At 41.3% G+C, this 25,251-nt stretch carries 21 protein-coding genes and 1 tRNA gene; 15 read left to right on the forward strand and 7 right to left on the reverse strand.

Features of this window, described 5'->3' with window-relative positions; translation table 11 throughout:
- The first annotated feature begins 148 nt into the window (after positions 1–148).
- The 9 genes from ACJ7Z2_RS01780 (at position 149) to ACJ7Z2_RS01820 (ending at position 9,060) form a co-directional block, all read left to right on the forward strand.
- Positions 149–1,162, forward strand: coding sequence for a TRAP transporter substrate-binding protein (locus tag ACJ7Z2_RS01780; RefSeq protein WP_409500603.1), 1,014 nt, complete (start codon positions 149–151; stop codon positions 1,160–1,162).
- Positions 1,163–1,187: 25 nt separating this feature from the next.
- Positions 1,188–1,697 (forward strand): TRAP transporter small permease, encoded by a 510-nt coding sequence (locus tag ACJ7Z2_RS01785; RefSeq protein WP_409500604.1) that lies wholly within the window; start codon positions 1,188–1,190, stop codon positions 1,695–1,697.
- 9 nt (positions 1,698–1,706) lie between these two features.
- Positions 1,707–2,987, forward strand: coding sequence for a TRAP transporter large permease (locus tag ACJ7Z2_RS01790; RefSeq protein WP_409500605.1), 1,281 nt, complete (start codon positions 1,707–1,709; stop codon positions 2,985–2,987).
- A gap of 12 nt (positions 2,988–2,999) precedes the next feature.
- A complete protein-coding gene (locus ACJ7Z2_RS01795) occupies positions 3,000–4,019 on the forward strand; it encodes a zinc-binding alcohol dehydrogenase family protein (RefSeq protein WP_409500606.1) in 1,020 nt (339 codons plus the stop codon).
- A gap of 10 nt (positions 4,020–4,029) precedes the next feature.
- A complete protein-coding gene (gene uxuA / locus ACJ7Z2_RS01800) occupies positions 4,030–5,103 on the forward strand; it encodes a mannonate dehydratase (protein ID WP_409500607.1) in 1,074 nt (357 codons plus the stop codon).
- Entirely contained in the window at positions 5,103–6,704 is a 1,602-nt protein-coding gene (locus tag ACJ7Z2_RS01805; RefSeq protein ID WP_409500608.1) for a mannitol dehydrogenase family protein, read from the forward strand. Before uxuA ends, ACJ7Z2_RS01805 begins: the two co-directional genes overlap by 1 nt.
- Positions 6,705–6,713: 9 nt before the next feature.
- Positions 6,714–7,394 (forward strand): GntR family transcriptional regulator, encoded by a 681-nt coding sequence (locus tag ACJ7Z2_RS01810; RefSeq protein WP_409500609.1) that lies wholly within the window; start codon positions 6,714–6,716, stop codon positions 7,392–7,394.
- Complete coding sequence (locus ACJ7Z2_RS01815) at positions 7,395–8,342, forward strand: sugar kinase (RefSeq protein ID WP_409500610.1); 948 nt, start codon at positions 7,395–7,397, stop codon at positions 8,340–8,342.
- 76 nt (positions 8,343–8,418) lie between these two features.
- Entirely contained in the window at positions 8,419–9,060 is a 642-nt protein-coding gene (locus tag ACJ7Z2_RS01820) for a bifunctional 4-hydroxy-2-oxoglutarate aldolase/2-dehydro-3-deoxy-phosphogluconate aldolase (RefSeq protein ID WP_409500611.1), read from the forward strand.
- Between the two features lie 81 nt (positions 9,061–9,141).
- Here the strand turns inward: ACJ7Z2_RS01820 and tpx are convergent, their stop codons facing one another.
- Positions 9,142–9,639, reverse strand: a complete 498-nt coding sequence (gene tpx, locus ACJ7Z2_RS01825; protein ID WP_409500612.1) for a thiol peroxidase — start codon at positions 9,637–9,639, stop codon at positions 9,142–9,144.
- A 146-nt stretch (positions 9,640–9,785) separates the two neighbouring features.
- Between tpx and ACJ7Z2_RS01830 the strand changes: the two genes are divergently transcribed.
- Genes ACJ7Z2_RS01830 through accA form a run of 3 tightly spaced genes read left to right on the forward strand, consistent with a single transcriptional unit; the run spans position 9,786 to position 12,953 of the window.
- Entirely contained in the window at positions 9,786–10,520 is a 735-nt protein-coding gene (locus ACJ7Z2_RS01830) for a 1-acylglycerol-3-phosphate O-acyltransferase (protein ID WP_409500613.1), read from the forward strand.
- 1 nt (position 10,521) lies between these two features.
- Positions 10,522–11,946, forward strand: coding sequence for a multicopper oxidase domain-containing protein (locus ACJ7Z2_RS01835; RefSeq protein WP_409500614.1), 1,425 nt, complete (start codon positions 10,522–10,524; stop codon positions 11,944–11,946).
- Between the two features lie 53 nt (positions 11,947–11,999).
- Positions 12,000–12,953, forward strand: coding sequence for an acetyl-CoA carboxylase carboxyl transferase subunit alpha (accA, locus tag ACJ7Z2_RS01840; RefSeq protein WP_409500615.1), 954 nt, complete (start codon positions 12,000–12,002; stop codon positions 12,951–12,953).
- Between the two features lie 95 nt (positions 12,954–13,048).
- Here the strand turns inward: accA and ACJ7Z2_RS01845 are convergent.
- Positions 13,049–13,124, reverse strand: a tRNA-Thr gene (locus ACJ7Z2_RS01845).
- Positions 13,125–13,242: 118 nt separating this feature from the next.
- Here ACJ7Z2_RS01845 and pdxY point away from each other — a divergent pair.
- Positions 13,243–14,103 (forward strand): pyridoxal kinase PdxY, encoded by an 861-nt coding sequence (pdxY, locus tag ACJ7Z2_RS01850; protein WP_409500616.1) that lies wholly within the window; start codon positions 13,243–13,245, stop codon positions 14,101–14,103.
- An 86-nt stretch (positions 14,104–14,189) separates the two neighbouring features.
- Here pdxY and ACJ7Z2_RS01855 read toward each other — a convergent pair whose 3' ends face one another.
- From ACJ7Z2_RS01855 to ulaG, 5 genes are all read right to left on the reverse strand, one after another.
- Positions 14,190–17,516 (reverse strand): autotransporter domain-containing protein, encoded by a 3,327-nt coding sequence (locus tag ACJ7Z2_RS01855; protein WP_409500617.1) that lies wholly within the window; start codon positions 17,514–17,516, stop codon positions 14,190–14,192.
- Between the two features lie 244 nt (positions 17,517–17,760).
- Entirely contained in the window at positions 17,761–18,480 is a 720-nt protein-coding gene (locus ACJ7Z2_RS01860; protein WP_409500618.1) for an L-ribulose-5-phosphate 4-epimerase, read from the reverse strand.
- Entirely contained in the window at positions 18,477–19,337 is an 861-nt protein-coding gene (locus ACJ7Z2_RS01865; RefSeq protein ID WP_409500619.1) for an L-ribulose-5-phosphate 3-epimerase, read from the reverse strand. Before ACJ7Z2_RS01865 ends, ACJ7Z2_RS01860 begins: the two co-directional genes overlap by 4 nt.
- 57 nt (positions 19,338–19,394) lie before the next feature.
- A complete protein-coding gene (gene ulaR, locus ACJ7Z2_RS01870) occupies positions 19,395–20,141 on the reverse strand; it encodes an HTH-type transcriptional regulator UlaR (RefSeq protein WP_409500620.1) in 747 nt (248 codons plus the stop codon).
- 83 nt (positions 20,142–20,224) lie between these two features.
- Positions 20,225–21,316: an L-ascorbate 6-phosphate lactonase gene (gene ulaG, locus ACJ7Z2_RS01875; protein ID WP_006253601.1), complete on the reverse strand. Its 1,092-nt coding sequence runs from the start codon at positions 21,314–21,316 to the stop codon at positions 20,225–20,227.
- Between the two features lie 382 nt (positions 21,317–21,698).
- On the opposite strand from ulaG, the gene ACJ7Z2_RS01880 reads away from it, so the two are divergent.
- Positions 21,699–23,495 (forward strand): PTS ascorbate-specific subunit IIBC, encoded by a 1,797-nt coding sequence (locus ACJ7Z2_RS01880; RefSeq protein ID WP_040080535.1) that lies wholly within the window; start codon positions 21,699–21,701, stop codon positions 23,493–23,495.
- 79 nt (positions 23,496–23,574) lie between these two features.
- Positions 23,575–25,236 (forward strand): bifunctional metallophosphatase/5'-nucleotidase, encoded by a 1,662-nt coding sequence (locus tag ACJ7Z2_RS01885; RefSeq protein WP_409500621.1) that lies wholly within the window; start codon positions 23,575–23,577, stop codon positions 25,234–25,236.
- Positions 25,237–25,251: the final 15 nt, after the last annotated feature.

Below are 25,251 nucleotides of genomic sequence, written 5' to 3' on the forward strand. Positions count from 1 at the left end.
ATAAATTCACAAAAAAGATTTCTAACTATTTTTATAACTTTCGCTCAAATTTGTGATCTTCCTCTCATTTTTCTATTGAATTTTTTGTTATATTCACCACATGAAATACTTGTATACTAGAATTCTTTAAACCAAAAGGAACATTCATATGAAAAAGAGAACTTTCTTAAAATCATTACTTGCAAGTGCCATGTTATTTTCTGTAGCTGCCTGTGATGATAAAGCCTCATCTGACAGCACTCAAACTAAAGTGGTTAAAGTTTCGTCTGTTGTAGCTGCAACTCATCCTTCAACTATTGCGTTAAAAGAAGTATTTAAACCGATGATTGAAAGTAAAACTAATGGTAAATATCAAATCGATATTTATGATTCAGGTCAATTAGGTGACGAAAAACAGTCCTTTGACTATACCCGACAAGGCATTATTGATATGTCGGTACTGGGTACTGTGATGTGGTCTGAAGTGCCTAAAATGTCTGTACCAGATTTCCCATTCTTATTCAAAGATGTGCCTCACGCACGCAAAGTTTACCAAGGCGAAGTCGGCGATGAAATTGCCAAAAGTTTTGAAGAAAACCAGCCGATCAAATTCCTAGCTTGGATGCCAAATGGAGCTCGCGTATTTTCATCGAGCAAACCATTAACCTCTCCTGATCAATTTAAAGGGCAAAAAATGCGTATGCCTAACAACCCGATTCACGTCAAAGTAGCAGAATTGTTAGGAGCAAATGTAGCAATTATGGGTTTAGGTGAAGTATTTACAGCATTAGAGCAAGGTGTCGTAGACGGGCAAGATAATCCATTATCAACATTTGTTCAACAAGGTTTCTACTCTGTAAATAAAAATATCTATGAAACCAATCATATGATCTCATCATTAGAATTATTAGCCAACGCAAACTTCTGGAATAGTTTGAACGATGAAGAAAAAGCTATTTTTAACGAGGCTGCAAAAGCAACTTCTGATAAGAGCTGGGATTTATATCAAGCCAGCATTGATGCAGATAAAAAACTGGTTCAGGAAAAAGGCGGCACAGTTACCGTGCCAACAGATGCCGATAAGCAATTATTAGTGGAGAAAATGCAACCTCTTTATGCTGATTTATATAAAAAATATGATTGGGCTGAGGCATTAGTAAATAAAGTACGTAACATCCAATAATCTTATCTTTCTAAGTGGTGAAGTGATGAAAACATTTACCGATAAACTATTTAATGGCATTCAAATTTTACTTGGCTTAATGCTTGCCATCATGATTGCATTAGTCTTTTTGAATGTCATTCTCCGATTCTTTTTCAATTCGGGATTAGTCTGGTCAGAAGAGGTTTCAAGATACGTATTCGTTTATGTTATCTATCTCGGAGCTATTGTGGCAATGAAAGAAAATGCTCATTTGGGCGTAGATACATTCATCAAAAACTGTCCTGAAAAGCTGAAATGGGTGCTTTTTGTCATTGGACGAATCATCATTATTACGGTTATGGCTATCTTATTTAAGGGTAGCCTTGCTATGGTGATTCAATCTTCCACCGCAAAAGCAGCTGCAACAGGTCTACCTTTATCTATTGTATACGGAATCGGATTATTAACAGGAGCCGCAATTATTCTGATTGCATTATTGAATATTATTGATGTGATTAGAAATCCAAAATCTGTTCATAAAGCAGCCTTAATGAGTGAAGCAGATTCTGACTAGGAGAACAATATGACTATTCTTATTTTCTTAGCGAGCCTTATAGGTGGTATCGTCATCGGTATTCCTATCGCATTTTCCCTGCTATTTTCAGGTATGATGCTGATGTTTTACCTTGATGGCTTTAACTCACAAATCCTTTCTCAGAACCTCTTTAACGGTGCTGATAGCTTCTCAATGATGGCAATTCCATTTTTTGTGGTCGCAGGTGACTTAATGAACCGTGGAGGCCTAACCAACAAAATTGTTGATGCCGCAACTGCTTTGGTTGGGCATATTCGCGGTGGTTTAGGCTATGTCGCTATTATTGCAATTCTATTATTCGCGAGTTTGGTAGGAAGTGCGGTTGCCTCAACTGCAGCATTGGGAGCCATTTTAATTCCAATGATGGCAACCATCGGCTATAACCGAGATCGTGCAACAGCACTTATTGGTGCAGGTAATATCCTCTCTCCGATTATGCCACCGTCCGTTCCTATGATTATCTTTGGTGTCAGTGCCGGTGTTTCTGTGACTGATTTATTTATGGGTGGTATTGCACCAGCCATTTATATCACCATTGCACTATGTCTGATTTGGTCATTGGTTTCCCGCCAAGATTCTGCCGTTCCATTACCGAAAAGAACGTGCCGCGAAGTTTTCACCGCCTGCCGTAAAGCAATTTGGGCAATTTTTATGCCGATAGGCATTTTACTCGGTCTACGTAGTGGTGTGTTTACGCCAACAGAGGCTGGTGTTGTTGCTGTTGTTTATGCTCTGATTATCGGTTTGTTTGTTTATCGTGAATTAACTTTCCAAGCTATCAAGGAATGCTTTATTTCTTCCGCCAAAGCCAGTGCAGCGATTATGTTCTTAGCTTCTGCAGCAATGGTTTCATCTTGGCTTATGACCATCGGTAATATTCCTCGCATTGTTACTGAGTTACTGGCTCCATTTATTGATTCACCAACACTATTGATGTTAGTGATCGCAGGGCTCGTGTTATTAGTAGGTACTTCTATGGATGTTGTACCTACCATCTTAATTCTAACACCTGTTTTAATGCCTGCAGTTAAGCAAGCCGGAATCAATCCTGTCTATTTTGGCGTGGTGTTTATTATTACCTGTGTATTTGGATTACTCACACCACCCGTAGGTACGGTACTTAATGTTGCTGCCAGCACCGGAAAAATCAATATGGAACGTATTGTGAAGAAGATTTGGCCGTTCTTACTTGCCATTATTGCAGTACTACTTATGTTGATTTTATTCCCTAGTACCTTTATGGAACCATTAAAATTCTTTACTAAATAAGGACTTAATAAAATGAAAGCTGTGATTGTACATAAACCGTTTGAATTAAAAATCGAAGATATCCCAATCCCGGAAATAGAAAATGATACAGATGTTGTCATCAAAGTTACGTTCGGCGGAATCTGTGGATCAGATATCGGCATTTATACCGGTGGCAACTCTTTAGCACAATATCCGATGGTTATCGGTCATGAATTTGTTGGCACAGTAGAAAAAGTGGGGAACGCAGTGACTCATGTTAAAGTCGGCGATTTTGTGGTTAGTGATATCGTAAATAGTTGTGGTCATTGCTACCCTTGCCGAACAGGTCATCACAATGTATGTAGCAATTTAAAAGTCACCGGTGTTCATCAACAAGGGGGCTTTGCACAATATGCTAAAAGCAGAGCTGACAATGTGTATAAAGTCAACACCGATAAAATTGCTCATAAAACTGCCGTGTTAATTGAACCTTATGCAGTAGGTGTGGAAATTAATACCAGAGCAAATGTGGCTCAAGGCGATAAAGTTGTGGTATTCGGCTCTGGTCCTGCCGGGCTTGCTGCAATGCAAGTCGCAATCGCTCGAGGTGCAGAAGTCCTAATTACAGACATCTTTGAAGAACGTTTAAGCCTTGCTCGTGAAATGGGAGCAACCAAAGCGATTAACGTGAAAGATATCGATCTAAAACAAGCAGTTGCAGAGTTTACCGATAACGAAGGAGCTCACGTTGTGATTGATGCGGTATGTTCTCCACAAAGCATTTTAGATGCGTTGGATATTGTTGCACCAAGCGGTCGTTTTGTTGTGCTTGGTACAGGAGCAACACCATCTGAAATTCCACAGGTAGCCTTCACCAAAAAAGGCATTAACGTATTTGGCACACGTTTAAATAATAAACGTTTTCCTGAAGTTATTGCGTTATTTGAATCCGGCAAAGTAACGCCTGAAAAAATGATTACTCACACCTATAAATTTGAAGACATCGAGAAAGCATTTGATGTAATCAAAAATGAAAAAAACACTGTATGCAAAGTATTATTAGAATGGTAAGGATAACAAAATGAAAACAACATTTAGATGGTATGGATTAGGAAACGACACAATTCCACTTGCTCATATTAAACAAATCCCAAGTATGACTGGGGTTGTTTGGGCATTGCACGATGTTCCGGCAGGTGAAATTTGGACAGAAGCACGTATTGCAGAAGTAAAAAGCCAAGTGGAACCTTATGGCTTAAACATTGATGTAGTAGAGAGCGTAAACATTCACGAAAGCATTAAATTAGGCTCTCCTGAACGTGAAACCTATATTGAAAATTACAAAACAACCTTACGCAACTTAGGTAAATACGGCGTAAAAGTGGTTTGTTATAACTTTATGCCTGTCTTTGACTGGATTCGTACCGATTTATTCAAAGAAACGGAAGACGGTTCAACCGCACTTTTCTATGAACACGCCAAAATTGACGGTATCGATCCAAAAGTGTTAGTGAAGCAATTTATGGAAAATTCAAAAGAGTTGACTTTACCGGGATGGGAACCTGAACGCTTAAAACATTTGGATACATTATTTGATTTATACAAAGGGATGACCGAAGATAAACTAAGAGAAAACCTCAAGTATTTCTTAGAACAAATCATTCCGGTAGCAGAAGAAGTCGGTATCAAAATGGCAATTCATCCGGACGATCCGCCATTCTCCGTATTTGGCTTACCACGCATTGTGAAATGCCATGACGACTTACAAAAAATCATTGAAATGGTAGATAGCCCTGCTAACGGAATTACCTTATGTAGCGGTGCATTAGGACCGAATTTAAACAATGATATTCCGAGAATGGTACGCACCTTCCACGAACGCATTCCATTTGCTCATATCCGCAACATTAAAGTCTTTGATAATGGCGATTTCTTAGAAACCTCACACTTAAGCAGTGACGGCTCATTAGATATTGCTGAAATCGTGAAAGCATTTAATGATGTTAATTATCAAGGTTACTATCGCCCGGATCACGGTCGCCATATTTGGGACGAAAAATGCCGACCGGGTTATGGTTTATATGACCGTGCATTAGGGATTATGTATATCCAAGGTGTTTGGGACGCTTGTGAGAAAGCAAAAGGAGCAAAATAATGAAATTATCCTATCAATCGTTAAAATCACCGGAATGGCAGGAAAAGGGGTATCAATTACCCCAATTCAACCTAGAAGAAATTGCAAAAAATACCCAAAAATCGCCCGCTTGGTTACACCTAGGAGCAGGCAATATTTTCCGTGCTTTTTTAGCTAATTTACAACAACGCCTATTAAACAGTGGTGAAGCTCAACAAGGGATCATTGTCGCCGAAGGCTTTGATTATGAAATTATTGAAAAAGCATACCGCCCTTATGATAATCTCTCTGTATTCGCTAAGCTGAAAAACGACCATTCTGTAGATAAAATTGTGATTGGCAGCATTGTCGAAAGCCTCAGAATGGATCCTGCATTTCAAGAAGATTTTGCTCGCTTAAAAGCCATTTTCCAAGCTCCTAGCTTGCAAATGGTGAGCCTGACAATTACTGAAAAAGGCTATTTGATTAAAAACCAACAAGGTGAATATTATCCTGCCGTACAAGCTGATTTTGAGCAAGGCCTGGCTGCCCCCCAAAGCTATATCGGTAAAATTGTTGCCTTATTAGTGGAACGCTTTAATCAAGGTGCATTACCTTTAGCTTTAGTCAGTATGGATAATATGTCTGAAAATGGAGCTAAGCTACAAAAAGTGATTTTAGAATTTGCCGAACAATGGCAAAAGAGCGGTCATATTTCGCAAGATTTTATCAATTATCTTCACTCCGATAAAATCAGCTTTCCTTGGTCAATGATTGATAAAATCACGCCTCGCCCTGATGCTGAAGTACAAAAACAACTGCAAAATGAAGGGATAGAAGATTTGGAACCTGTGGTTACATCTAAAAACACTTACGTTGCTCCATTTGTGAATGCGGAAGAATTGGAATATTTGGCAATAGAAGATAACTTCCCCAACGGTCGCCCGGCATTAGAAAAAGTTGGCGTGATTTTAACTGATCGTGCCACCGTCAATAAAATTGAAACCATGAAAGTGACAACTTGCTTAAATCCATTGCATACCGCATTAGCAATTTTTGGTTGTCTATTAGGTTTTACTAAAATTTCTGATGAAGTCAGAGATAGTGATTTACTCGCTCTTATTCAAAAACTGGGTTATCAAGAAGGTCTCCCTGTAGTGATTAATCCAAAACTTATCAATCCGAAACAGTTTATTGATGAAGTGATCAATATCCGTTTATCAAACGATTTTATTCCGGATACACCTCAACGCATTGCAACCGATACCTCCCAAAAACTGGCTATTCGTTTTGGAGAAACCATTAAATCTTACATAAAATCAGGTAAACCTGTTGATGAGCTGGTGACAATTCCTCTCGTTTTTGCAGGCTGGTTACGTTACTTACTCGCAATTGATGACCAAGGTAAACCATTTGAAAATAGTCCTGATCCACGTTTAAATGAGCTAAAAGATAAACTGGCTTATGTTAAACTAGGCGATCATCTATCTGTAGATCAATTACGCTCTATTTTGTCCGATAACACCATTTTTGGCGTGGATCTTAATGAGGTCGGTTTAGCAGATAAAGTCGTACACTGTTTCAATGAATTACTTATGGGAACCGGTGCTGTAAGACGGACTTTACATAAGTATGTAAGTTAAGGTAATAAAATGGTCGAGCCAAAACATCGAGAAAGTTCCCGCGATTATGCTTATCGCCTAATCAGAGAAATGATCATCAATATGGAATTAATCCCCGGTAGCAAAGTGAGTGAAACCGAGCTTGCTGAACTGCTTGGGATCAGCCGAACACCTGTAAGGGAAGCATTAATTGATCTTGCCCGAAACAAGGTAGTGACTATCCAACCCCAAAAAGGGACTTTTATTTCATTAATTGATCCTTTGCTTGTTGAAGAGGCTCGCTTTTTACGCCTAACTGTCGAGAAAGAGGTTGTTGCATTACTATGCGAAGAACAATACCAATCTGATATCAACATACTTGATGAATGTATTGCATTACAGGAATTTTATCTTAACCAAAAAAATTACGAAAAGTTTTTGGAACTGGATAATCAACTTCATCAACTCTTTTTCAAATTAACCGATAAGAATAATATTTATGAGCTTATGAAAGGGCTTAATATTCATTTTGATAGAGCAAGAACCTTTATTTTTAAGCATAAACCCTCAATGAAAACCGTTGAGGAACATAAAGAGATTCTATCTGCTATCCGCCATCAAGATAAAGAACGAGCGAAGCAATGTATTGAACAACATTTACATCAATACATTTTAGATAAAGAGCAGTTTGAAAAAGAATATAGCTACTATTTTAATAAAAGTGAGGGCTAAATGAAAAAACTCGCCATTCTCGGTGAATGTATGATTGAGTTAAACGGGGAGCCTTTTGGGGAGATGCACCAAACCTACGGTGGGGATTCGCTCAACACCGCTACCTATTTGGCTCGGGTGAGTTCGCCTGAACAGATTGAGGTGCGTTATATTTCCGCTCTCGGCACGGATAAACTCAGCCAAGGCATGTTGGCGGCGTGGCAGGCGGATAATATCAACACCGATTTTGTGTTGCGTGACGAGCACCGCCAGCCGGGGCTGTATCTGATTCAGTTGGATAAACAGGGCGAGCGGACATTCCTGTATTGGCGAAATCAATCTGCCGCCCGTTATTTGTTGCAACACCCCAACTATCCCAAAGCACTCTCGGCGTTACGCGAGGTGGATATGGTTTACTTGAGCGGTATCAGCCTCGCCATCTTGCCGGAAAACGACCGCACTTTGCTGATTGCACAGTTGCGTGAGCTGAAAACCCAAGGGGTGAAAATCGCCTTTGACAGCAATTATCGCCCGAAACTGTGGGAAAGTCAGGCGGCTGCCCAAGCTCAGTATGCTGAGTTGTTGCAATTAGTCGATTTAGCTCTCGTTACCTTTGATGACGAACAACTGCTTTGGGGGGATGTGAATGAACAAGCCACTTTTGACCGTCTGGCTCAATATGGCATTCATACCATTGTGGTGAAACAAGGCTCGCTGGGGGCAACGGTGTTGGAAAACGGGGAGCGGACTTTTGTGCCGACCGTTGCAGTAGAAAACGTGGTCGATACTACTTCCGCCGGTGATTCCTTTAATGCCGGTTTTCTTAACGGTTACTTATTGGGTAAAGATGTCGTCACCTGTTGCCAACAAGGAAATGCCGTTGCCGGTATCGTCATTCAGCACAAAGGGGCGATTATTGCCAAATCCGCCACCGCTCATCTGAAATCGCAGTTTGTACAATCAATGTAAATAACAGACAAGCGGTTCAATTTGCAACATTTTTTACAAAAGCAACCGCTTGCAATACAACATAGTGAGGCTAGAAATGCGTTATACCACCGAACAAATCATTGAAAAATTAAGACAACTTAAAGTTGTTCCCGTGATTGCTTTGGATAAAGCAGAAGATATTTTACCACTGGCGAAAACCCTTTCCGAAAACGGTTTACCGGTGGTGGAAATCACTTTCCGCTCGGAAGCTGCCGAAGAGGCGATTAAATTAGTGAAAGCCAACTATCCGGAAGTATTGATTGCAGCAGGCACAGTGCTGACCAAAGAGCAAGTCTTAACTGCCAAAAACGCTGGAGCGGATTGCATTGTGACTCCGGGGTTTAATCCGACTATCGTCAAATATTGCCAAGCGTTAGGTTTGCCTGTTACACCGGGCGTGAATAACCCGATGGCGATTGAAGCCGCCCTCGAACTCGGCATACAAGCGGTCAAATTTTTCCCTGCTGAAGCAAGCGGCGGCGTGAAAATGATTAAAGCCCTGCTCGGTCCTTACTGCAACTTACAAATTATGCCGACAGGCGGCATCTCTCCACAAAACATCAACGACTACCTTGCGATTCCAAATGTGGTCGCCTGCGGCGGCTCTTGGTTTGTGGAGAAGTCGCTGATTAAAGCGCAGAAGTGGGAGGAGATTGGGAAATTGGTAAGAGAGATTGTTGAGCTAGTTAATAGCTAAGTATCAGAAAACGTACATTCAAATAATGTAAACTAGGGGTTAAAGTGCTAACCCCTATACAACTGAAATACAACTCTTAAATTAAAGTACCGCTAACGCAGCATCATAATCCGGCTCTTGTTTAATTTCCGGCACTAATTCGCTGTGTAATACCTTGTTGTTTTCATCTAACACAATTACTGAACGTGAGGTTAAGCCTGCCAACGGACCTGAAATAATATCTACCCCCAGTTTGTTGTGTAAATCACGATGACGGAAACTGGATAATACTTTGGCATTTTCAATTCCTTCTGCTCCACAGAAACGTGCTTGGGCAAAAGGTAAATCCGCTGAAATGCAAAGGACAACCGTATTCGCTACATCAGCCGCTTTTTGATTAAACACACGCACAGAAGTGGCACAAATGCCGGTGTCAATACTTGGGAAAATATTTAACACTTTACGTTTACCGTTAAAATCGGAAAGCGAAACATCACTTAAATCACTGTTGACTAAGGTAAAATCGGCAACCACATCGCCTTTTTGTGGAAATGTGCCTGCAACATCAATCGGGCTTCCTGCTAAAGTCACTTTACTCATTTTTTTCTCCTTATCAAATAAACAAGCGGTTTAAATATACCGATTTTTTGCAAAATAGGAAACTATCAATTTAATGTGGATAGCCTTTAGAAAATAACCTTATTTTGCTATACTCCTAGACAATTTATTTTTAAGGTTATTCCATTATGTTAAAAATTTTTCGTATTTTAATTGTTGCCCTTGCCGCTATTTTCATTTCTATTTTTGGCACTATTTATGCGTTACTGCGTTTACGTCACCCAAGTAGCGTGGGTGTGGTAGCTCGTTGGTTTGGTGCTTTGCATAAATTAGTCGGGCTGAAATTAATTACCCGCAAAAAGCCGGAAATTAATTATCCGGTTGTCTATATCGGCAATCATCAAAACAATTACGATATGGTGACGATTTCCTCAATGGTGGCAGAAAATACGGTCAGTATCGGCAAAAAAAGCCTGATTTGGATTCCGTTTTTCGGTTTAGTTTACTGGGCAACTGGCAATATTTTTATTCACCGTGAAAAGCGTTCCAGTGCGATTGAAACAATGAATAAAGCAGGGCAAATCGTGAAAGAACGCAATGTGTCGGTGTGGATGTTCCCGGAAGGTACTCGTAGCCGTGGGCGTGGTTTACTGCCATTTAAAACCGGTGCATTCCATTTAGCCATTTCTGCCGGCGTGCCGATTGTGCCGGTAGTTTGCTCTAATTTACACAATAAAGTGGATTTGAACCGTTCAAATAACGGCACAGTAATCTGTGAAATGCTTGATCCGATTGATACTTCAGGCTATTCCCGTGAAAACGTCAAAGAACTGATGGAAAAGTGTCATCAAATTATGTTGGCAAAATTTGAACAACTTAATCAAGAAGTCGAACAGTTAGAAAACACTGAAAAAAACGCCTAATATGAAAAAACAGATCACCCGACGCCAATTTTTACAAGGTTCTGCCCTTGCGACTGCATTTGCAACAATGCCAACACCGCTATTAGCAGCAGATCGCCCGCAACTTAAAATTCCGCCGTTAATGGATATTGGGCGAGGTAAGCCGGTTCGGTTAGATTTACGCCCTGCACAAACCCAATTTGATAAAGGCAAATTGGTTGATGTATGGGGAGTGAACGGGCAATATCTTGCCCCAACCGTGCGGGTAAAATCGGGCGATTTCGTCAAATTAACCTACCTTAATAACCTGCCGCAAAAAATCTCGATGAATATTCAGGGGCTGCAAGCCTCAAGTGAGATTATCGGCACAGTACACCGCTCGCTGGAGCCAAAAAGCAGTTGGTCGCCGATTGTTTCTATTAACCAACCGGCTTGTACTTGTTGGTATCATGCCGATACGATGCTCAACTCAGCATTCCAAGTATATCGGGGCCTAGCCGGTTTATGGCTGATTGAAGATGAACAGAGCAAAAAAGCTGCTTTACCCAATAAATATGGCGTAAACGATATTCCCTTAATTCTACAAGACCAACTTCTAAATAAAGAAGGTGTGCAGGTATTAGATAAAAACACCCCACAATTTTTCGGTAAGCGATTATTTGTTAATGGGCAGGAATCGCCTTATTTTAACGTGCCTCGTGGCTGGGTCAGATTGCGGATCGTCAATGCCTCACTTTCCCGTGCTTATGAATTACGCTTAGATAACGAGCAGCCGTTGTACCTAATCGCCACCGGCTTAGGAATGCTGGCAGAGCCACTTGAAACCGAATCGGTTCAACTTGCACCGAGTGAAAGGGTGGAAGTGTTGGTCGATTTAAGCGAAGGGAAAGCGGTATCGCTGATAAGCGGTCAAAAAAGAGATATTTTTTACAAAATCGGGCAGGTCTTTGCCAATAACGATGAATTAAATGATAACGTGATTTTAGAGCTTCGCCCTGAAGGAATGGCAGCGGTATTGAATAATAAACCGAGTTTACCGGCTTTCAACTTAGAGGAATTTAACCTGAAAATCAGCCAAGAGAGACGTTTTGCCATTCGTCCGGTTGATTATTTAATCAACCAAAAGCGGTTTGACCCCAAACGCATTGATTTTACCGCGCAAAAAGGCAGCGTTGAGCGTTGGTATTTACATAGCACACAAGCGGTCGGATTTACGCTACAAGGTGCAAAATTCATTATTGAAACCCAAAACCGCAAGCAATACCCTATCAAACAACTTGCGTGGCGGGACACCGTTTGGCTTGAGGCGGAGCAAGAAATCACGCTGTTGGTTCGCTTTGATAATACTGCCCCCGAGCAACTGCCATTTACCTTTGGTGTGAGCGATTTTATGCTGCGTGATAGAGGTACGATGGGTCAATTTAGCGTAATTGAAAATGGACAATAACTGGCTGATAAGCGATAATGCCCCATAATTTTGCCCATAAAAAGGAAAATAGAATGAGCCAAGAATTTTTAGATTTTGAATTGCCGATTGCTGAACTGGAAGCCAAAATCGAGTCTTTAAGAGCAGTCAGCGAGCAAGACGACAAAATTAATCTTGATGATGAAATCAAGCGTTTACAAAAGAAAAGCGAAGAATTAACCAAGAAAACCTTTGCTAATTTAGATGCGTGGCAAATTTCCCGTATGGCTCGCCACCCAAATCGTCCCTACACCTTAGATTATATTGAGCATATTTTTACCGAATTTGACGAACTGGCAGGCGACCGTGCCTTTGCCGATGATAAAGCGATTGTCGGTGGTATTGCCCGTCTGGACGGACGTCCGGTGATGGTTATTGGTCATCAGAAAGGTCGTACCGTAAAAGAGAAAGTGAAACGTAACTTTGGTATGCCCGCTCCTGAAGGCTATCGCAAAGCGTTACGTTTAATGGAAATGGCAGAACGCTTTAATATGCCAATCATCACCTTTATCGACACACCGGGAGCTTATCCGGGCATTGGTGCGGAAGAGCGTGGTCAGTCAGAAGCGATTGCCCGTAACCTGCGTGAAATGTCACAGCTTTCAGTGCCGGTAATCTGTACCGTAATTGGCGAAGGTGGCTCGGGCGGTGCATTAGCGATCGGTGTAGGCGATAAGGTCAATATGTTGCAATATTCAACTTACTCGGTAATTTCACCTGAGGGCTGTGCTTCTATTCTGTGGAAAAGTGCTGATAAAGCCTCCACGGCAGCAGAAGTAATGGGCTTAACCGCTCCTCGTTTAAAAGAGCTTGAGCTGATTGATAACATTGTGCCGGAACCATTAGGCGGTGCTCATCGCAACGTTGAGCAAATCGCCCAAAGCCTCAAACAACGGATTGTAGAAGATTTGACAGAGTTAGATCAACTCAATAAAGAAGAGTTACTAGAACGGCGTTATCAACGCTTAATGAATTACGGTTACGTCTAATAATTTGATACCCTACAAGCGGTAAGATTTTTGTAAAAATTTGCAAAATCTTGCCGTTTTATATTAAAGGGGACTCATCAGAAAATAAAAAGTGATGGTGCCGACTACCGGAATCGAACTGGTGACCTACTGATTACAAGTCAGTTGCTCTACCTACTGAGCTAAGTCGGCATATTGAATGGGGAATAGAATGAAGCGGAATTATAGAGATTTCTTAGTACGCTTCAAGTCCTTACAACTTCAAATGACTAAAAAACAACACATATTGAAATTTTAAAGGAGTTAATGAATGAAAAACATACTATCCATACAATCGCATGTTGTCTACGGCTATGCCGGCAATAAGGCTGCAACTTTTCCTATGCAGCTGTTAGGTATTGATGTATGGGCGTTAAATACCGTACAGTTTTCCAACCATACCCAATATGGAAAATGGGGCGGTATGGTGATGCCAAAAGAACAAATCGGTAGCATTGTTGATGGCATTCACAATATCGGTGAACTGCATCGTTGCGATGCCGTACTCTCTGGCTATATCGGCTCGGCAGAACAAGTCGCCGAAATCATTCAGGCATTTCATAAAGTGAAAGCGGAAAACCCAAACGCAATTTATGTATGCGACCCGGTAATGGGACACCCAGATAAGGGCTGCATTGTGGCAGATGGGGTAAAAGAGGGATTGATCAATCTAGCTATGGCACAAGCCGATATTATCACCCCAAATTTAGTGGAATTAAGAGAATTAACCGGCTTAACAGTAGAAAATTTTGAGCAAGCTGTCGAGGCAGTGAAAGTGATTTTAACCAAAGGTCCGAAAAAAGTATTGGTTAAACATTTAAGCCGAGTCGGAAAAGATAGCAACAAATTTGAAATGCTGTTCGCCAACCAAGACGGAATTTGGCACATCAGCCGCCCACTCTATCAATTTGCTAAAGAACCTGTGGGTGTAGGCGATTTAACCGCAGGGCTATTTGTGGCGAACTTATTAAATGGAAAATCCGATCTAGAAGCCTTTGAACATACTGCAAATGCGGTCAATGAGGTAATGGAACAAACCGCTAGATCAGGGCTTTATGAGTTACAAATTATTGCTTCACGCGATCTGATTGTTAATCCACAGTGTAGTTACCAAGCTGTAAAGATTGCCTAATTAAATGAAGTATAAAATAACATTATTATCTCTATAACTATAAAAAAACGGGCGTATGAACGCCCGTTTTGTTTAAAAAGATTCAGTTAGAAATTAATTCTAATCCCAGCAGTCACAACGTTGTTGTGACCACTATTTTTTGCGAGTTTAAGGTCGTAATTCACATATAAGGAAGTATTTTTATTTACTTCCGCCAATGCACCAATCCCTACCCACGTTTTATGTTTTGCAAGCCCAATACCTTTTACGTCGAATTTTGCATCTTGTAAACCTGTATAACTTGCTTTAAAGCTAAGATCTTCTCGATTAAACGCTTTTTGATGATTTACATAGCCTTGGAAAGTCGTTTTCATCCCAGCTAAATTCACCTCTAAAGATGTTCGTAAACCAATCAATCCGCTTGTTTGTTTATAGGTTGCTTTGTCCGCGGTGAGACCAAATTGACTGTTTTGTTCACTGAATGCGCCACGTCTGACAACATCATGACTAAAACCGACAAATGGAGTTAACGCAAAGCGACCTTGCTTGAAGTCATAGCCTGATTCGACATAAGCAGAAAACACTCTGTCTCGGTGGTTGATTTTTGCTGTACTTGCGTTATTATCCGCCAAAATAATATGACGCTCTACATCTGAATCAACACTGCCATAACCGGCTCGACCTTGTAAATACCAAGGTGTTTTATGCTTATTGCCTATACGGGCATATAATGATGCACCTATTCCATCTGCTTTTGAACTACCGCCATAACGATCGAAGTTCACTTTTGCTTTAGAATAATTAAGTGCCGCACCTAAAATCACATGGTCTGTAACTGGCTTATCAAAACCTATTTGGCCAGCATAGGTATTGGTTTTACCTTCACCAAACCCTATTTCTTTTAGAGTACCATTCCCATAAATACCCGTTACCCACACACCAGCAGTCTCACCTACATTATCCAGCGTTCCTAACATTACAAGACGGTTAGAGAGATCTTTATTCACTGTTTCTGAATTTTCAAAAGTAAGCGCTTGCGCAGACGCATAAATTTGACCAGATAAGCTATCTAAAACCACACTTTGCGTATTGATGTTTGCAATACTGTTTTGTAAAGTAGCCGCTTGTTGTGCGAATTCATCATTTGTAGCATTTGTAGAACCATTATTTCCTTCAATTTGGTTATCCAATGCCGAAAATGAGCTCTCTAAAGCAGTCGCGACATTTTTCCACATTGCATCACCAGAGGTGTTTTCGTTTACATAGTCTGCTACATTTTTCCGGCTAACTGTTGCTTTTACTTCATTCTCATTGGTTTTTTCCGCCGTCGCAGTTAATAACCCTGAGGTTTCTATTGCAGCAAAGTTACCCTTAATTGCGGAATCAGAAGTAATAGCACTCATTGATAAACCTTTTTGGGTCACATACTGAGCTTTACCCTCTTTTACCGCAGCTAGTGATAAAGTAGAGCCGTTTAAGTCAACTTCTCCTTTTACATTTAAGTTTGAACCTAAATCTGACACTAGCGTACTTTGTGCTGAAGCAACGTAAGCTCTCTTAATCGTAGAATAACCCTGGTTGACAACTGTACCCTCGTTATTTACGCCATTTTCTAACGTGGTATTATTGACAACCAATGTACCACTTGGAGATACGTTTACTTTAGACACATATTTTTTACCGTTAATAGTGACAGCACCTTCATTGAGTGTTGTATCCCCTTCAAAAGTACTAGCACCCGATAAAATTAATTCGCCTTGGCCATTTTTCACCAAGCCTGCATCACCGTTAATATTATTGGAAAACTCATAGCTTCCATTTGGAATATTTACAGTCACGTTATCGGCTAAAGCGAGTCGTTTATCAAAACGCGCAGGGCCATTAGTGGCTTTTTCAATATTAAGTAAACCCCATCCATATACATCATCAACTCCAGGAGCGCCGATATCGGTTGCCGTCGAGAGAATAGATTGTTTGATAAGGTTACCATCCATCCAAGGATATTTTTGTTTCACGAGAGCTGCTGTACCCGTAACGGCTGGAGCTGCAAAGGATGAACCACTAGCAATAATGTTTCTACCTCCTAAATTAAAGATGTAGTCACCCATTGCGGTAACGGTCCAATTTTTTGCCACACCGGCTTGAGAATATGGCAATAAATTGCTCCATTCAAAGTTACCCAATCCCTGATTAGTTCTGGTTGCTACCGCAACAACAGAAATCCAACCTTTTTCCAAGTCAGCTTCATAATGAGGTAAACCAGCTTGGAGTGATGGATCAAGATCACCACGGTTATTCCCCGCAGCCCAGACAAATAAGCCCCCCTCTTTTACTTTATCCTTATAGAATTGCAACACATTACCATCAAATTGGTGTAAATAGTAATAGCTAGAATTTCTATTGTTATTAAAATAAGTAAGAGGCTTTGGAATACCGTATGATTGGTTAAAAATACGGGCTCCCCTATTCCATAAGTCATAATAAATTGGAGCTGTTGCGGATAATCCTGTACCCGCATTTGTTGTTTTGGTAATATCCGCAAGTAATAACGTTGACTTAGACGCTACTCCATTGCGAGAGTTCCCTCCCCCAACCATTTCTGCGACCTCAATACCATGTGTCGCAGAAGCCGGGGCAGTGCGGCCTGTTTCAATAATAACAGCGCGATTACCAAATTTTTTGAGTATATCGTCCTGCATTAAATAGTTTTTAAAACCACTATCTAAAATACCGACCTTAACGCCCTCACCTGTTAACTTAACATTTTGTTTGTTATTAGGATCATCAATGTTGTAACCACGAGAGCGGTCATTCCATCGAATACCTACATTGGGTACACCAACGGCTACAGGTTCAGGATGAAGATTTACCGGTGTTGTAGGCCTAATGATAACTGGACGGGTGTCATAAATTGGCGATTCAATGACAGGTTTGTTATCTGTAATTGGATTAGGCTGTGTATCAGTGATGGGTCTATTATCAACTATTGGTTGGACTGGCGGATCCATAATTGGGTTGGCATCAATAACCGGTTGAGTTGGCGTATCTACAACGGGTTTATTGGCAATCGGTGTCGGTTTATTTACAATTGGTTTGTTCACAGCAGGAGCATAAGTGGTACGAACGGTTGTTCTCCCATTATGCGTTGTATAAACTTTTGTAACTGTAATGCCATTAACTGTTGTCGAAACAGTTCTGGTTGTTACACCTGCATTGCTACCTGGATAATACCACGACGAATAACCATTACGGCTATTCGATGTATAGTAGCCCGAATAAATCGGTGCATATTTATAGTAACTATAATAACTATCCGTGGCGGAAGGATAATATCTTGTTCTACTTGCAAGCTGATCTGAAAGTTCAGTTGCGTTAACCTCTGGCGATAAGGCTAATATTGTTGCTATTGCAACAAAATAATTTCTGTTTTTCACCTTTTGGTTTCCTTCTAATAAATACAAAGATACTCTTGTTTATTTCAAATCTACTACGGATCCTTAATAGACTTGTAAAAACAAGAGGCAGAGATTAGAACAAAAATCAAAATTAAAATCAAGAAAAGGAAAATGGTAATTATTTGTGAATTTATCTATAAACTTAGATAGACTGAGGGGCTATCCTAATATAAAAAGCCCCTCAAAAGCTGTTGATAATTTGGAAAATGATTTTTAAGGTTAACTATTGCCCATAATACGCATTTGCGCCATGCTTACGCAGATAGTGCTTATCTAATAATTCCTGTTGCATTGGGCCAATTTGTGGACGAATTTGATGGCTAATAAAATTCATATAAGCCACCTCTTCTAATACTACAGAATTATGCACCGCATCGTGTCCATCTTTTCCCCAAGTAAATGGACCGTGTGAATGTACCAACACACCTGGAACTGCTTTAGGCTCAATGCCTCGAGTTCGGAAAGTTTCGACAATCACCTTTCCGGTTTCCAGCTCATAACTGCCGGCAATTTCCTCTGCGGTCATTTTGCGAGTGCAAGGAATCGCACCGTAGAAATAGTCGCCTTGAGTCGTACCAAGTGCCAATAAATCACATCCGGCTTGCGCCCAACCCACAGCATTGCGAGAGTGGGTATGCACCACGCCGCCAATATCTGCAAATTGACGATACAATTCAAGGTGGGTATCGGTATCGGAAGAAGGTTTTTTATCTCCGTAAACTCGATTACCTTGTAAATCAACCAATACAATGTCTTCCACCGTCATCGCATCGTATTCTACGCCGGAAGGTTTGATGGCGACCAAACCGGTCTCACGGTCGATTTCACTTACGTTACCCCAAGTGAAAGTTACCAAGCCATACTTCGGTAATTCTAAATTGGCTTTTAACACACGCTCTCTTAAGGCTTGTAATGCAGGGGTTAATTCAGTTAATTGCGTCATAGGGTAAATCCTCCTTCTTGCATTTTTTGTTCGATCCAACGGCGGGCGTTGATGATTTCAGTAATCGGCTCTTCGGCTTTTTCCGTCCACATTTCAATTAAGAATGCGCCACGGTAATTCAGTTCGGCAAGGGTTTTAAAACAAGCGGCGAAATCGACGCAACCATCACCAAATGGCACGTCACGGAACTGCCCTTTGCAGGTTTCAGTCACTTTGTAAGTGTCTTTTAAGTGAATGGCAGAGATTTTGTCGATGCCGAGTTTCAGCTCTTCCGCCACATTGTCGTTCCACGCTGAGAGGTTGCCTAAATCCGGATACACGGTAAACCACGGTGATTTGATGATCTCGTCCCATTTTTTCCAGCGGGAAATCGAACTCATAAATTGGGTATCCATAATTTCCACCGCAATGGTGACTTGGTTGCTTGCTGCCAGCTCCACCGCCCATTCTAAGCCTTGTTGGAAGCGTTGGATTGTGCCTTCGTCCTGCTCTTCGTAATAGACGTCATAACCGGCAAGCTGAATGGTGCGAATGCCGAGATCGACCGCCAGTTGAATCGCTTTTTCCATAATTTCATAGGCTTTTTGGCGGGTGGCTTCATCACGGGAACCAAACGGGAAACGGCGATGACCGGACAAGCACATTGACGGAATGGTCACGCCGGTGTTGATGATGGTTTTCACCAGCTTGGTACGTTCTTTTTTGCTCCAATCAAGGCGGGCTAAGCGTTCATCCGTTTCGTCAATCGACATTTCCACAAAGTCAAAACCGCAGACTTTGGCGATAGAAAGGCGGTCTTGCCACGAAATGTTTTTCGGCAAGGCTTTTTCGTAAATACCAAGTTTATGTTTTCTCATAGTTTTCCCTTGAACATCATAAGTAAAATTTTGATTAAATTTGACCGCTTGCACAGGCTAAGCCAAGATAATATCCAGGCCTTTGTTTCTTAATGCTTGGATAATAGTCGGATCCGCCTCTTTGCCGGTAATCAATAAATCAATTTTATCGAACTCTTTAAACAGCATACCGACTTTTTTGCCGAGCTTGGTGCTATCCAATAACACCACATAACGTTCTGCGTGCTTGGCCATTTGTTGCTCGGCATTGGCAATAATCATATCGGTTTTAAATAATCCTTCGGAGGTTAAGCCTTTGCCACTGGTAAACATGGTGGTAGCAGCATAAGTCATCTCATTTTGTATGTTGAGCGAGAGCATCACTTTCTTATGTTTATTATATTGCCCGCCCATAATCACTACATCATCGTGGCAACCTGCAATCAACTGGTTTGCAAGCGGTAGATAATTGGTAATAATTTGCAATTTTCTACCACATAATACTTCACCGAGCATTTCCATTGTGGAACCACACGTCAGAATAAGACTTTCCCCATCTTTACATAAACGACCGGCAGCTTCCGCTATTCTACGTTTCTCCTGCGCATTGTTAGTTATTTTGTATGCTGTAAAAACTGTAGGAGCCAGAATTGCTTCTGCTCCGTTTCTAACCTTTTTTAATTTACCTTGACCATCTAATTTACTGATATCACGTCTTGCTGTTGCCGGAGAAATATTTAACAGCTGCATAATATCTGCTGTTGAAAGTGCTTTCCGCTCTTCCAACAGGGCTAATAACTCTTTGTGTCTATAACTTTCGTTCACTACTTTATCCCATTACTAATCACTACTGCTCCATAATGAACTTGCTAAAACGCCACTCTCCAGTGAGAGTGGCGACTGCTCACCTATAGCATGGATTTAAATTGAATATTTGGCTCTTGCTCGAAGCAGTCATCAAAGCCGCGAGGGTGATGATATTCAATTAAGTCTTTATCACGTGGGTAAACATATTTGCCGCCCACTTCCCAAATAAATGGGTGGAATTGGTATTGTAAGCGATCTTTACGCATACGCCATAAATCAATAATTTCTTGCGTACTTGCCATAAAGTTTGTCCAAATATCATGGTGAACTGGAATAATCACTTTACAGCGTAAGCATTCCGCCATACGTAATAAATCAACTGAAGTCATTTTATCCGCAATACCAACCGGGTTTTCGCCATAGTTATTCAGTGCTACGTCAATATCAAATTGCTTACCGTGTTTAGCGAATTGGATTGAGTAGTGAGAATCCGCACCGTGATAAATCGTACCGCCCGGGGTTTTGAACACATAGTTCACCGCTTTGCGTCCCATTTCTTCATCTGATGGGCATAAGCCTGCAAGTTCTCCGCCACGTTCTTCTGCACCTTCTACCGGTAAGGTCACTAAACAAGTACGGTCAAATGAATCTAGGGCGTGAATTTCTACATCTTTTAATTTCACTACATCGCCCGGTTTTACCACAATGATACGCTCTTCCGGCACGCCCCATTTTTTCCATAATTCTGCACAGTGCCACGGGCCGACAAATTTAACGTGGTCTAATTTCGGGTTATTGCAAATAGCCGCTGCCACGTTTACATCAATATGGTCTGAGTGATAGTGAGAAGCGAGAATGAAGTCCACTTCGTTAATCGCAAACGGATCTAACACCATCGGTTGAGCCCGCAAATTAGGCTGGAGCTTACGCACCCCTGCCATATTTGCCATTTGATGACCACGCACCATATCTTTTACTTTCTTGGTGGATTTACCACGACCGCACCATAAATCCATACAGATATTCGCACCAGCTGGGGTTTTAATCCACACACCGACACAGCCTAGCCACCACATTGCAAAATTGCCTTCCGGTACAACTTCTTCTTCAATTTCTTCATTCAACCAAGTACCCCATTCAGGGAAAGTTGAAAGGATCCAGCTTTCACGAGTGATTTCTTGAATTTTGCTCATAATAGTCTCCTGATTTACGCTAAAATAAGAACAATATAATCAAAACCAATCATAAACAATCACAAAAATTTGTACATCTTTTTTATTCAAAAATGTGATCTATGTCTAATTTTTTATGCTTCACTGGTAAAAATTTATTTTAATAAATTGATTAAAATACCATTTATTTAGCATATATGAGCTAATTTAAAGAATAATCTTTAATAATCACGAATAAATATATTTTTCTGCCCCCATGACGAGATTATAAAAATAAAATGTGATCTCGCTCACAAATAATTAAAAATAATCTTTTTTAATCTTTTTCTAGCGTTTATCATTAATTCCGACAACTTCTCTGAAGTTTTTTAGTTCTATTAATCTCTCAACAAAGAGGCCCCCTATGGACTTTTTAACCGAAATTCTCCTTTTCTTAAAGGATCAAGTGCTGAATAAAGCACCCTTCTTACTAGGTATCGTAGCTTGCTTAGGTTACATTCTTCTTAAAAAAGACACTTCTACGATTATTAAAGGAACAATTAAAACAATTGTCGGTTTTATGATTGTACAAGCCGGTTCAGGTTTCTTAGTAACCAACTTTAAGCCGGTTATTGATGGCTTAGCTAAATATCACCAACTTACCGGTGCAGTAATTGACCCTTACACCAGTATGCAATCGACCATTCAAACAATGGGCGAGAACTACGCTTGGGTCGGTTATGCCGTAATCGGAGCGTTGTTCCTCAATATTCTATTAGTGGTATTCCGCCGTTTAACCGGTATCCGCACCATTATGCTCACCGGTCACATTATGTTCCAACAAGCAGGCTTGGTAGCGGTGTTCTATATGATCATCGGAGCGTCAATGTGGGAGACCATTATCTACACCTCAGTATTGATGGCTCTTTATTGGGGTATTTCGTCTAACATTATGTATAAACCAACCCAAGCGGTAACAGGCGGTGCAGGCTTCTCAATTGGTCACCAACAACAAATTGCTTCTTGGATTGCAGTCAAACTCGCACCAAAACTTGGCGATAAAGACGATACTGTAGATAAAATGAAATTGCCTAACTGGCTCAATATTTTCCACGACAGTATTTCTGCAACCGCATTAGTAATGACCATCTTCTTTGGAATCATCTTACTTTCATTCGGTTTAGATAACCTCAAAGAACTTGCCGGCAAAACCAACTGGTTTATGTACATTTTAGAAATGGGCTTGAAATTTGCGGTGGCAATTCAAATCATCGTAACCGGCGTACGTATGTTTGTAGCTGAGCTTTCAGAAGCCTTCAAAGGTATTGCTGAACGCTTAATTCCAAACTCAGTATTAGCGATTGACTGTGCCGCTATCTACGCTTTCTCGCCAAATGCGATGGTATTCGGCTTTATGTGGGGGGCTATCGGTCAATTTGTGGCAGTAGGCGGCTTGCTTGCAGTAGGCTCACCAGTGCTTATTATTCCGGGCTTTATCCCGATGTTCTTCTCTAACGCAACCATTGGTGTTTTTGCAAACCAATTTGGTGGTTGGAAAGCAGTAATGAAAATCTGTTTTGTGATGGGTATTATTGAAGTGCTTGGCTCAGCTTGGGTTATTCAAATGCTTGCTTCACAAGGCACAACCTTTAACGGTTGGATGGGTATGGCTGACTGGGCATTGTTCTTCCCACCAATCCTACAAGGTATTATCAGCATTCCGGGCTTCTTCTTTGTAATTGTGGCAGCAGCAATGGTTTATATGTTCTTCGCATCTAAACAACTTCGTGCCGAAGAAGCAGAAGCGGCAGCTCGTGGCATTACACTTGAACAATTAGACGGCTACGGCTTAGATGAAGTAAAAGCAGAACCAAAAGCGGAGGCAGTAGTACAACAAGCGGTCGAAAATGCCGAAAATTCTGCAAACCCAATCCGCATTCTAGCGGTGTGTGGCTCAGGTCAAGGCTCATCAATGATGATGAAAATGAAGATCAAAGGCTATCTCGACAAACGTGGTATTCCGAATATTATGGATTCCTGTGCGGTAACTGATTACAAAGGCAAATTAAGCGAGGTTGATATTATTGTCTCCAGCAAACATTTAGCCAACGAAATCGAAGTACCGGAAGGCAAAGCGGTATTAGGTGTACAAAATATGCTAAATCCAAACTCATTTGGTGATGAATTAGTTGAGCTAATCAATCAGCATAATGCAAAATAAGTAAGTTTAGGGGTGAATAATCACCCCTATCTATGCTAAAGATTGTAAAAACTCACTTCATCAAACGAGGAATTATCCAATGAAAAAAATCTTATCCACCCTGTTTATGCTCTCTGCGGTTAGCGTTGCCGTTGCCAAAGAGGTAAACATTAAACTGCTTGGTACCTCAGACGTTCACGGGCGGATTGTACCGTGGAGCTATGGGGCAGACGTGGAAGACAAATCCGGCTCGTTCGCCCAAATCGCAACCTATGTTAAAGAGGTGCGAGCCAACCACAAAAACGTGTTGCTGTTTGATATTGGCGATGCCATTCAAGACAACCAAGTCGAAGAGTTCGCTAAAACCTTAGACAAAGCGAAAAACAACCCAGTACCGAAAGTACTGAATGCAATGAATTACGACATCTTCATTCTCGGTAACCACGAATTTAACTTCGGAATGCCGAATTTAGATGCAATTTTAAAAGACATCAACGCCAAAGTCCTCACCGCCAACTTCTACCACAAAGATGGCAAACGCTACGTTGAGCCAACCACCATCATTGAGCGTGAAGGCGTAAAACTTGGGATTATCGGCTTAACCACCCCAATGTCGGCGATTTTTGAGAAAGATACCGGTCATTTAGACGCAATGAAGTTCACCTCTCCGATTGAAGAGGCGAAAACCCAAATCGCCGACCTCAAAGCCAAAGGTGTAGATGCCATTATCGTGCTGGCACATATGGGGATTGAGAACGAAAACAACATTCCCGACACCGGCGTGGCGGATTTAGTAAATGCAGTGGACGGTATAGATGTGATTATCGCCGGCCATATGCACAAAGATGTGCCGAGTGAAACCATCAAAAACACCCTGATTACCGAACCGCACCGCTACGGCACAGTGGTTTCCGAAGTTGATCTTGCCTTTGATGTGAACGACAAAGGCGAAGTGAAACTACTTTCTAAAACCGCCAAAACCGTACCGGTGAAGAAACTCGCAAGCGATCCGGAAATCGAAAAAATTTACCAACCGTATCACGATGAACTGCGTGCCTTAAACAACGTCAAAATCGGTGAAACTGCACAAGATTTAATCCCACAGGGCAAAAATCACGGTGTTTCGATTGCTTTCTCACAAGACACCGGAATGTCCTCACTGATCCACGATGTGCAACAACATTACAGCGGTGCAGACGTAGTGAGTTTTGCATTTGACTACGAAACCGTGCGTTTAGACAAAGGCGACATCAAGAAAAAAGACATCATCTACAACTACCGCTATGCCGGTGGCGATGTGAGCGTGTATGAGCTAAGCGGCAAACAGCTGAAACAGTATATGGAATGGTCAGCGGACTACTTCGATACCATTCAAGCCGGTGACAAAGACTACCGCTACAACGAAGTGCGGGGTAAATCTAAATACGTCACCTTCGACCTATTCGGCGGCGTAAGCTACAACATCGACCTCCGCAATCCAAGCGGTAGCAAAATTGTCGATCTAAAACTGGCGAACGGCAGCCCAATCACCGATGACGGCAAATACAAAGTGGGAATGAACTCCTACCGCTTTGGTCAGCTCACCAAAAAAGGCGGCATCTGGGAAGGACAACAGATCCCCGTGATTTGGGAATCCAAAGTCGCCATGGGGGCTGAAAAAGGCACAATCCAAAATATGCTGATTGACTACATCACCAACGTCAAAGGCGGAAAAATCGAAGGCAAATCTCATAACCGCTGGGCGATTATCGGCTTAAATTAACGAAAGGGAAACACT

The sequence above is a fragment of the Mannheimia glucosida genome, from assembly GCF_046267875.1.
Lineage (GTDB): Bacteria > Pseudomonadota > Gammaproteobacteria > Enterobacterales > Pasteurellaceae > Mannheimia > Mannheimia glucosida.

Bases quoted from the DNA above. Each gene is read 5' to 3' on its own strand.
- ACJ7Z2_RS01780 (WP_409500603.1), top strand. From the start codon at position 149: ATGAAAAAGAGAACTTTCTTAAAATCATTACTTGCAAGTGCCATGTTA.
- ACJ7Z2_RS01785 (WP_409500604.1), top strand. From the start codon at position 1,188: ATGAAAACATTTACCGATAAACTATTTAATGGCATTCAAATTTTACTT.
- ACJ7Z2_RS01790 (WP_409500605.1), top strand. From the start codon at position 1,707: ATGACTATTCTTATTTTCTTAGCGAGCCTTATAGGTGGTATCGTCATC.
- ACJ7Z2_RS01795 (WP_409500606.1), top strand. From the start codon at position 3,000: ATGAAAGCTGTGATTGTACATAAACCGTTTGAATTAAAAATCGAAGAT.
- uxuA (WP_409500607.1), top strand. From the start codon at position 4,030: ATGAAAACAACATTTAGATGGTATGGATTAGGAAACGACACAATTCCA.
- ACJ7Z2_RS01805 (WP_409500608.1), top strand. From the start codon at position 5,103: ATGAAATTATCCTATCAATCGTTAAAATCACCGGAATGGCAGGAAAAG.
- ACJ7Z2_RS01810 (WP_409500609.1), top strand. From the start codon at position 6,714: ATGGTCGAGCCAAAACATCGAGAAAGTTCCCGCGATTATGCTTATCGC.
- ACJ7Z2_RS01815 (WP_409500610.1), top strand. From the start codon at position 7,395: ATGAAAAAACTCGCCATTCTCGGTGAATGTATGATTGAGTTAAACGGG.
- ACJ7Z2_RS01820 (WP_409500611.1), top strand. From the start codon at position 8,419: ATGCGTTATACCACCGAACAAATCATTGAAAAATTAAGACAACTTAAA.
- tpx (WP_409500612.1), bottom strand. From the start codon at position 9,639: ATGAGTAAAGTGACTTTAGCAGGAAGCCCGATTGATGTTGCAGGCACA.
- ACJ7Z2_RS01830 (WP_409500613.1), top strand. From the start codon at position 9,786: ATGTTAAAAATTTTTCGTATTTTAATTGTTGCCCTTGCCGCTATTTTC.
- ACJ7Z2_RS01835 (WP_409500614.1), top strand. From the start codon at position 10,522: ATGAAAAAACAGATCACCCGACGCCAATTTTTACAAGGTTCTGCCCTT.
- accA (WP_409500615.1), top strand. From the start codon at position 12,000: ATGAGCCAAGAATTTTTAGATTTTGAATTGCCGATTGCTGAACTGGAA.
- pdxY (WP_409500616.1), top strand. From the start codon at position 13,243: ATGAAAAACATACTATCCATACAATCGCATGTTGTCTACGGCTATGCC.
- ACJ7Z2_RS01860 (WP_409500618.1), bottom strand. From the start codon at position 18,480: ATGACGCAATTAACTGAATTAACCCCTGCATTACAAGCCTTAAGAGAG.
- ACJ7Z2_RS01865 (WP_409500619.1), bottom strand. From the start codon at position 19,337: ATGAGAAAACATAAACTTGGTATTTACGAAAAAGCCTTGCCGAAAAAC.
- ulaG (WP_006253601.1), bottom strand. From the start codon at position 21,316: ATGAGCAAAATTCAAGAAATCACTCGTGAAAGCTGGATCCTTTCAACT.
- ACJ7Z2_RS01880 (WP_040080535.1), top strand. From the start codon at position 21,699: ATGGACTTTTTAACCGAAATTCTCCTTTTCTTAAAGGATCAAGTGCTG.
- ACJ7Z2_RS01885 (WP_409500621.1), top strand. From the start codon at position 23,575: ATGAAAAAAATCTTATCCACCCTGTTTATGCTCTCTGCGGTTAGCGTT.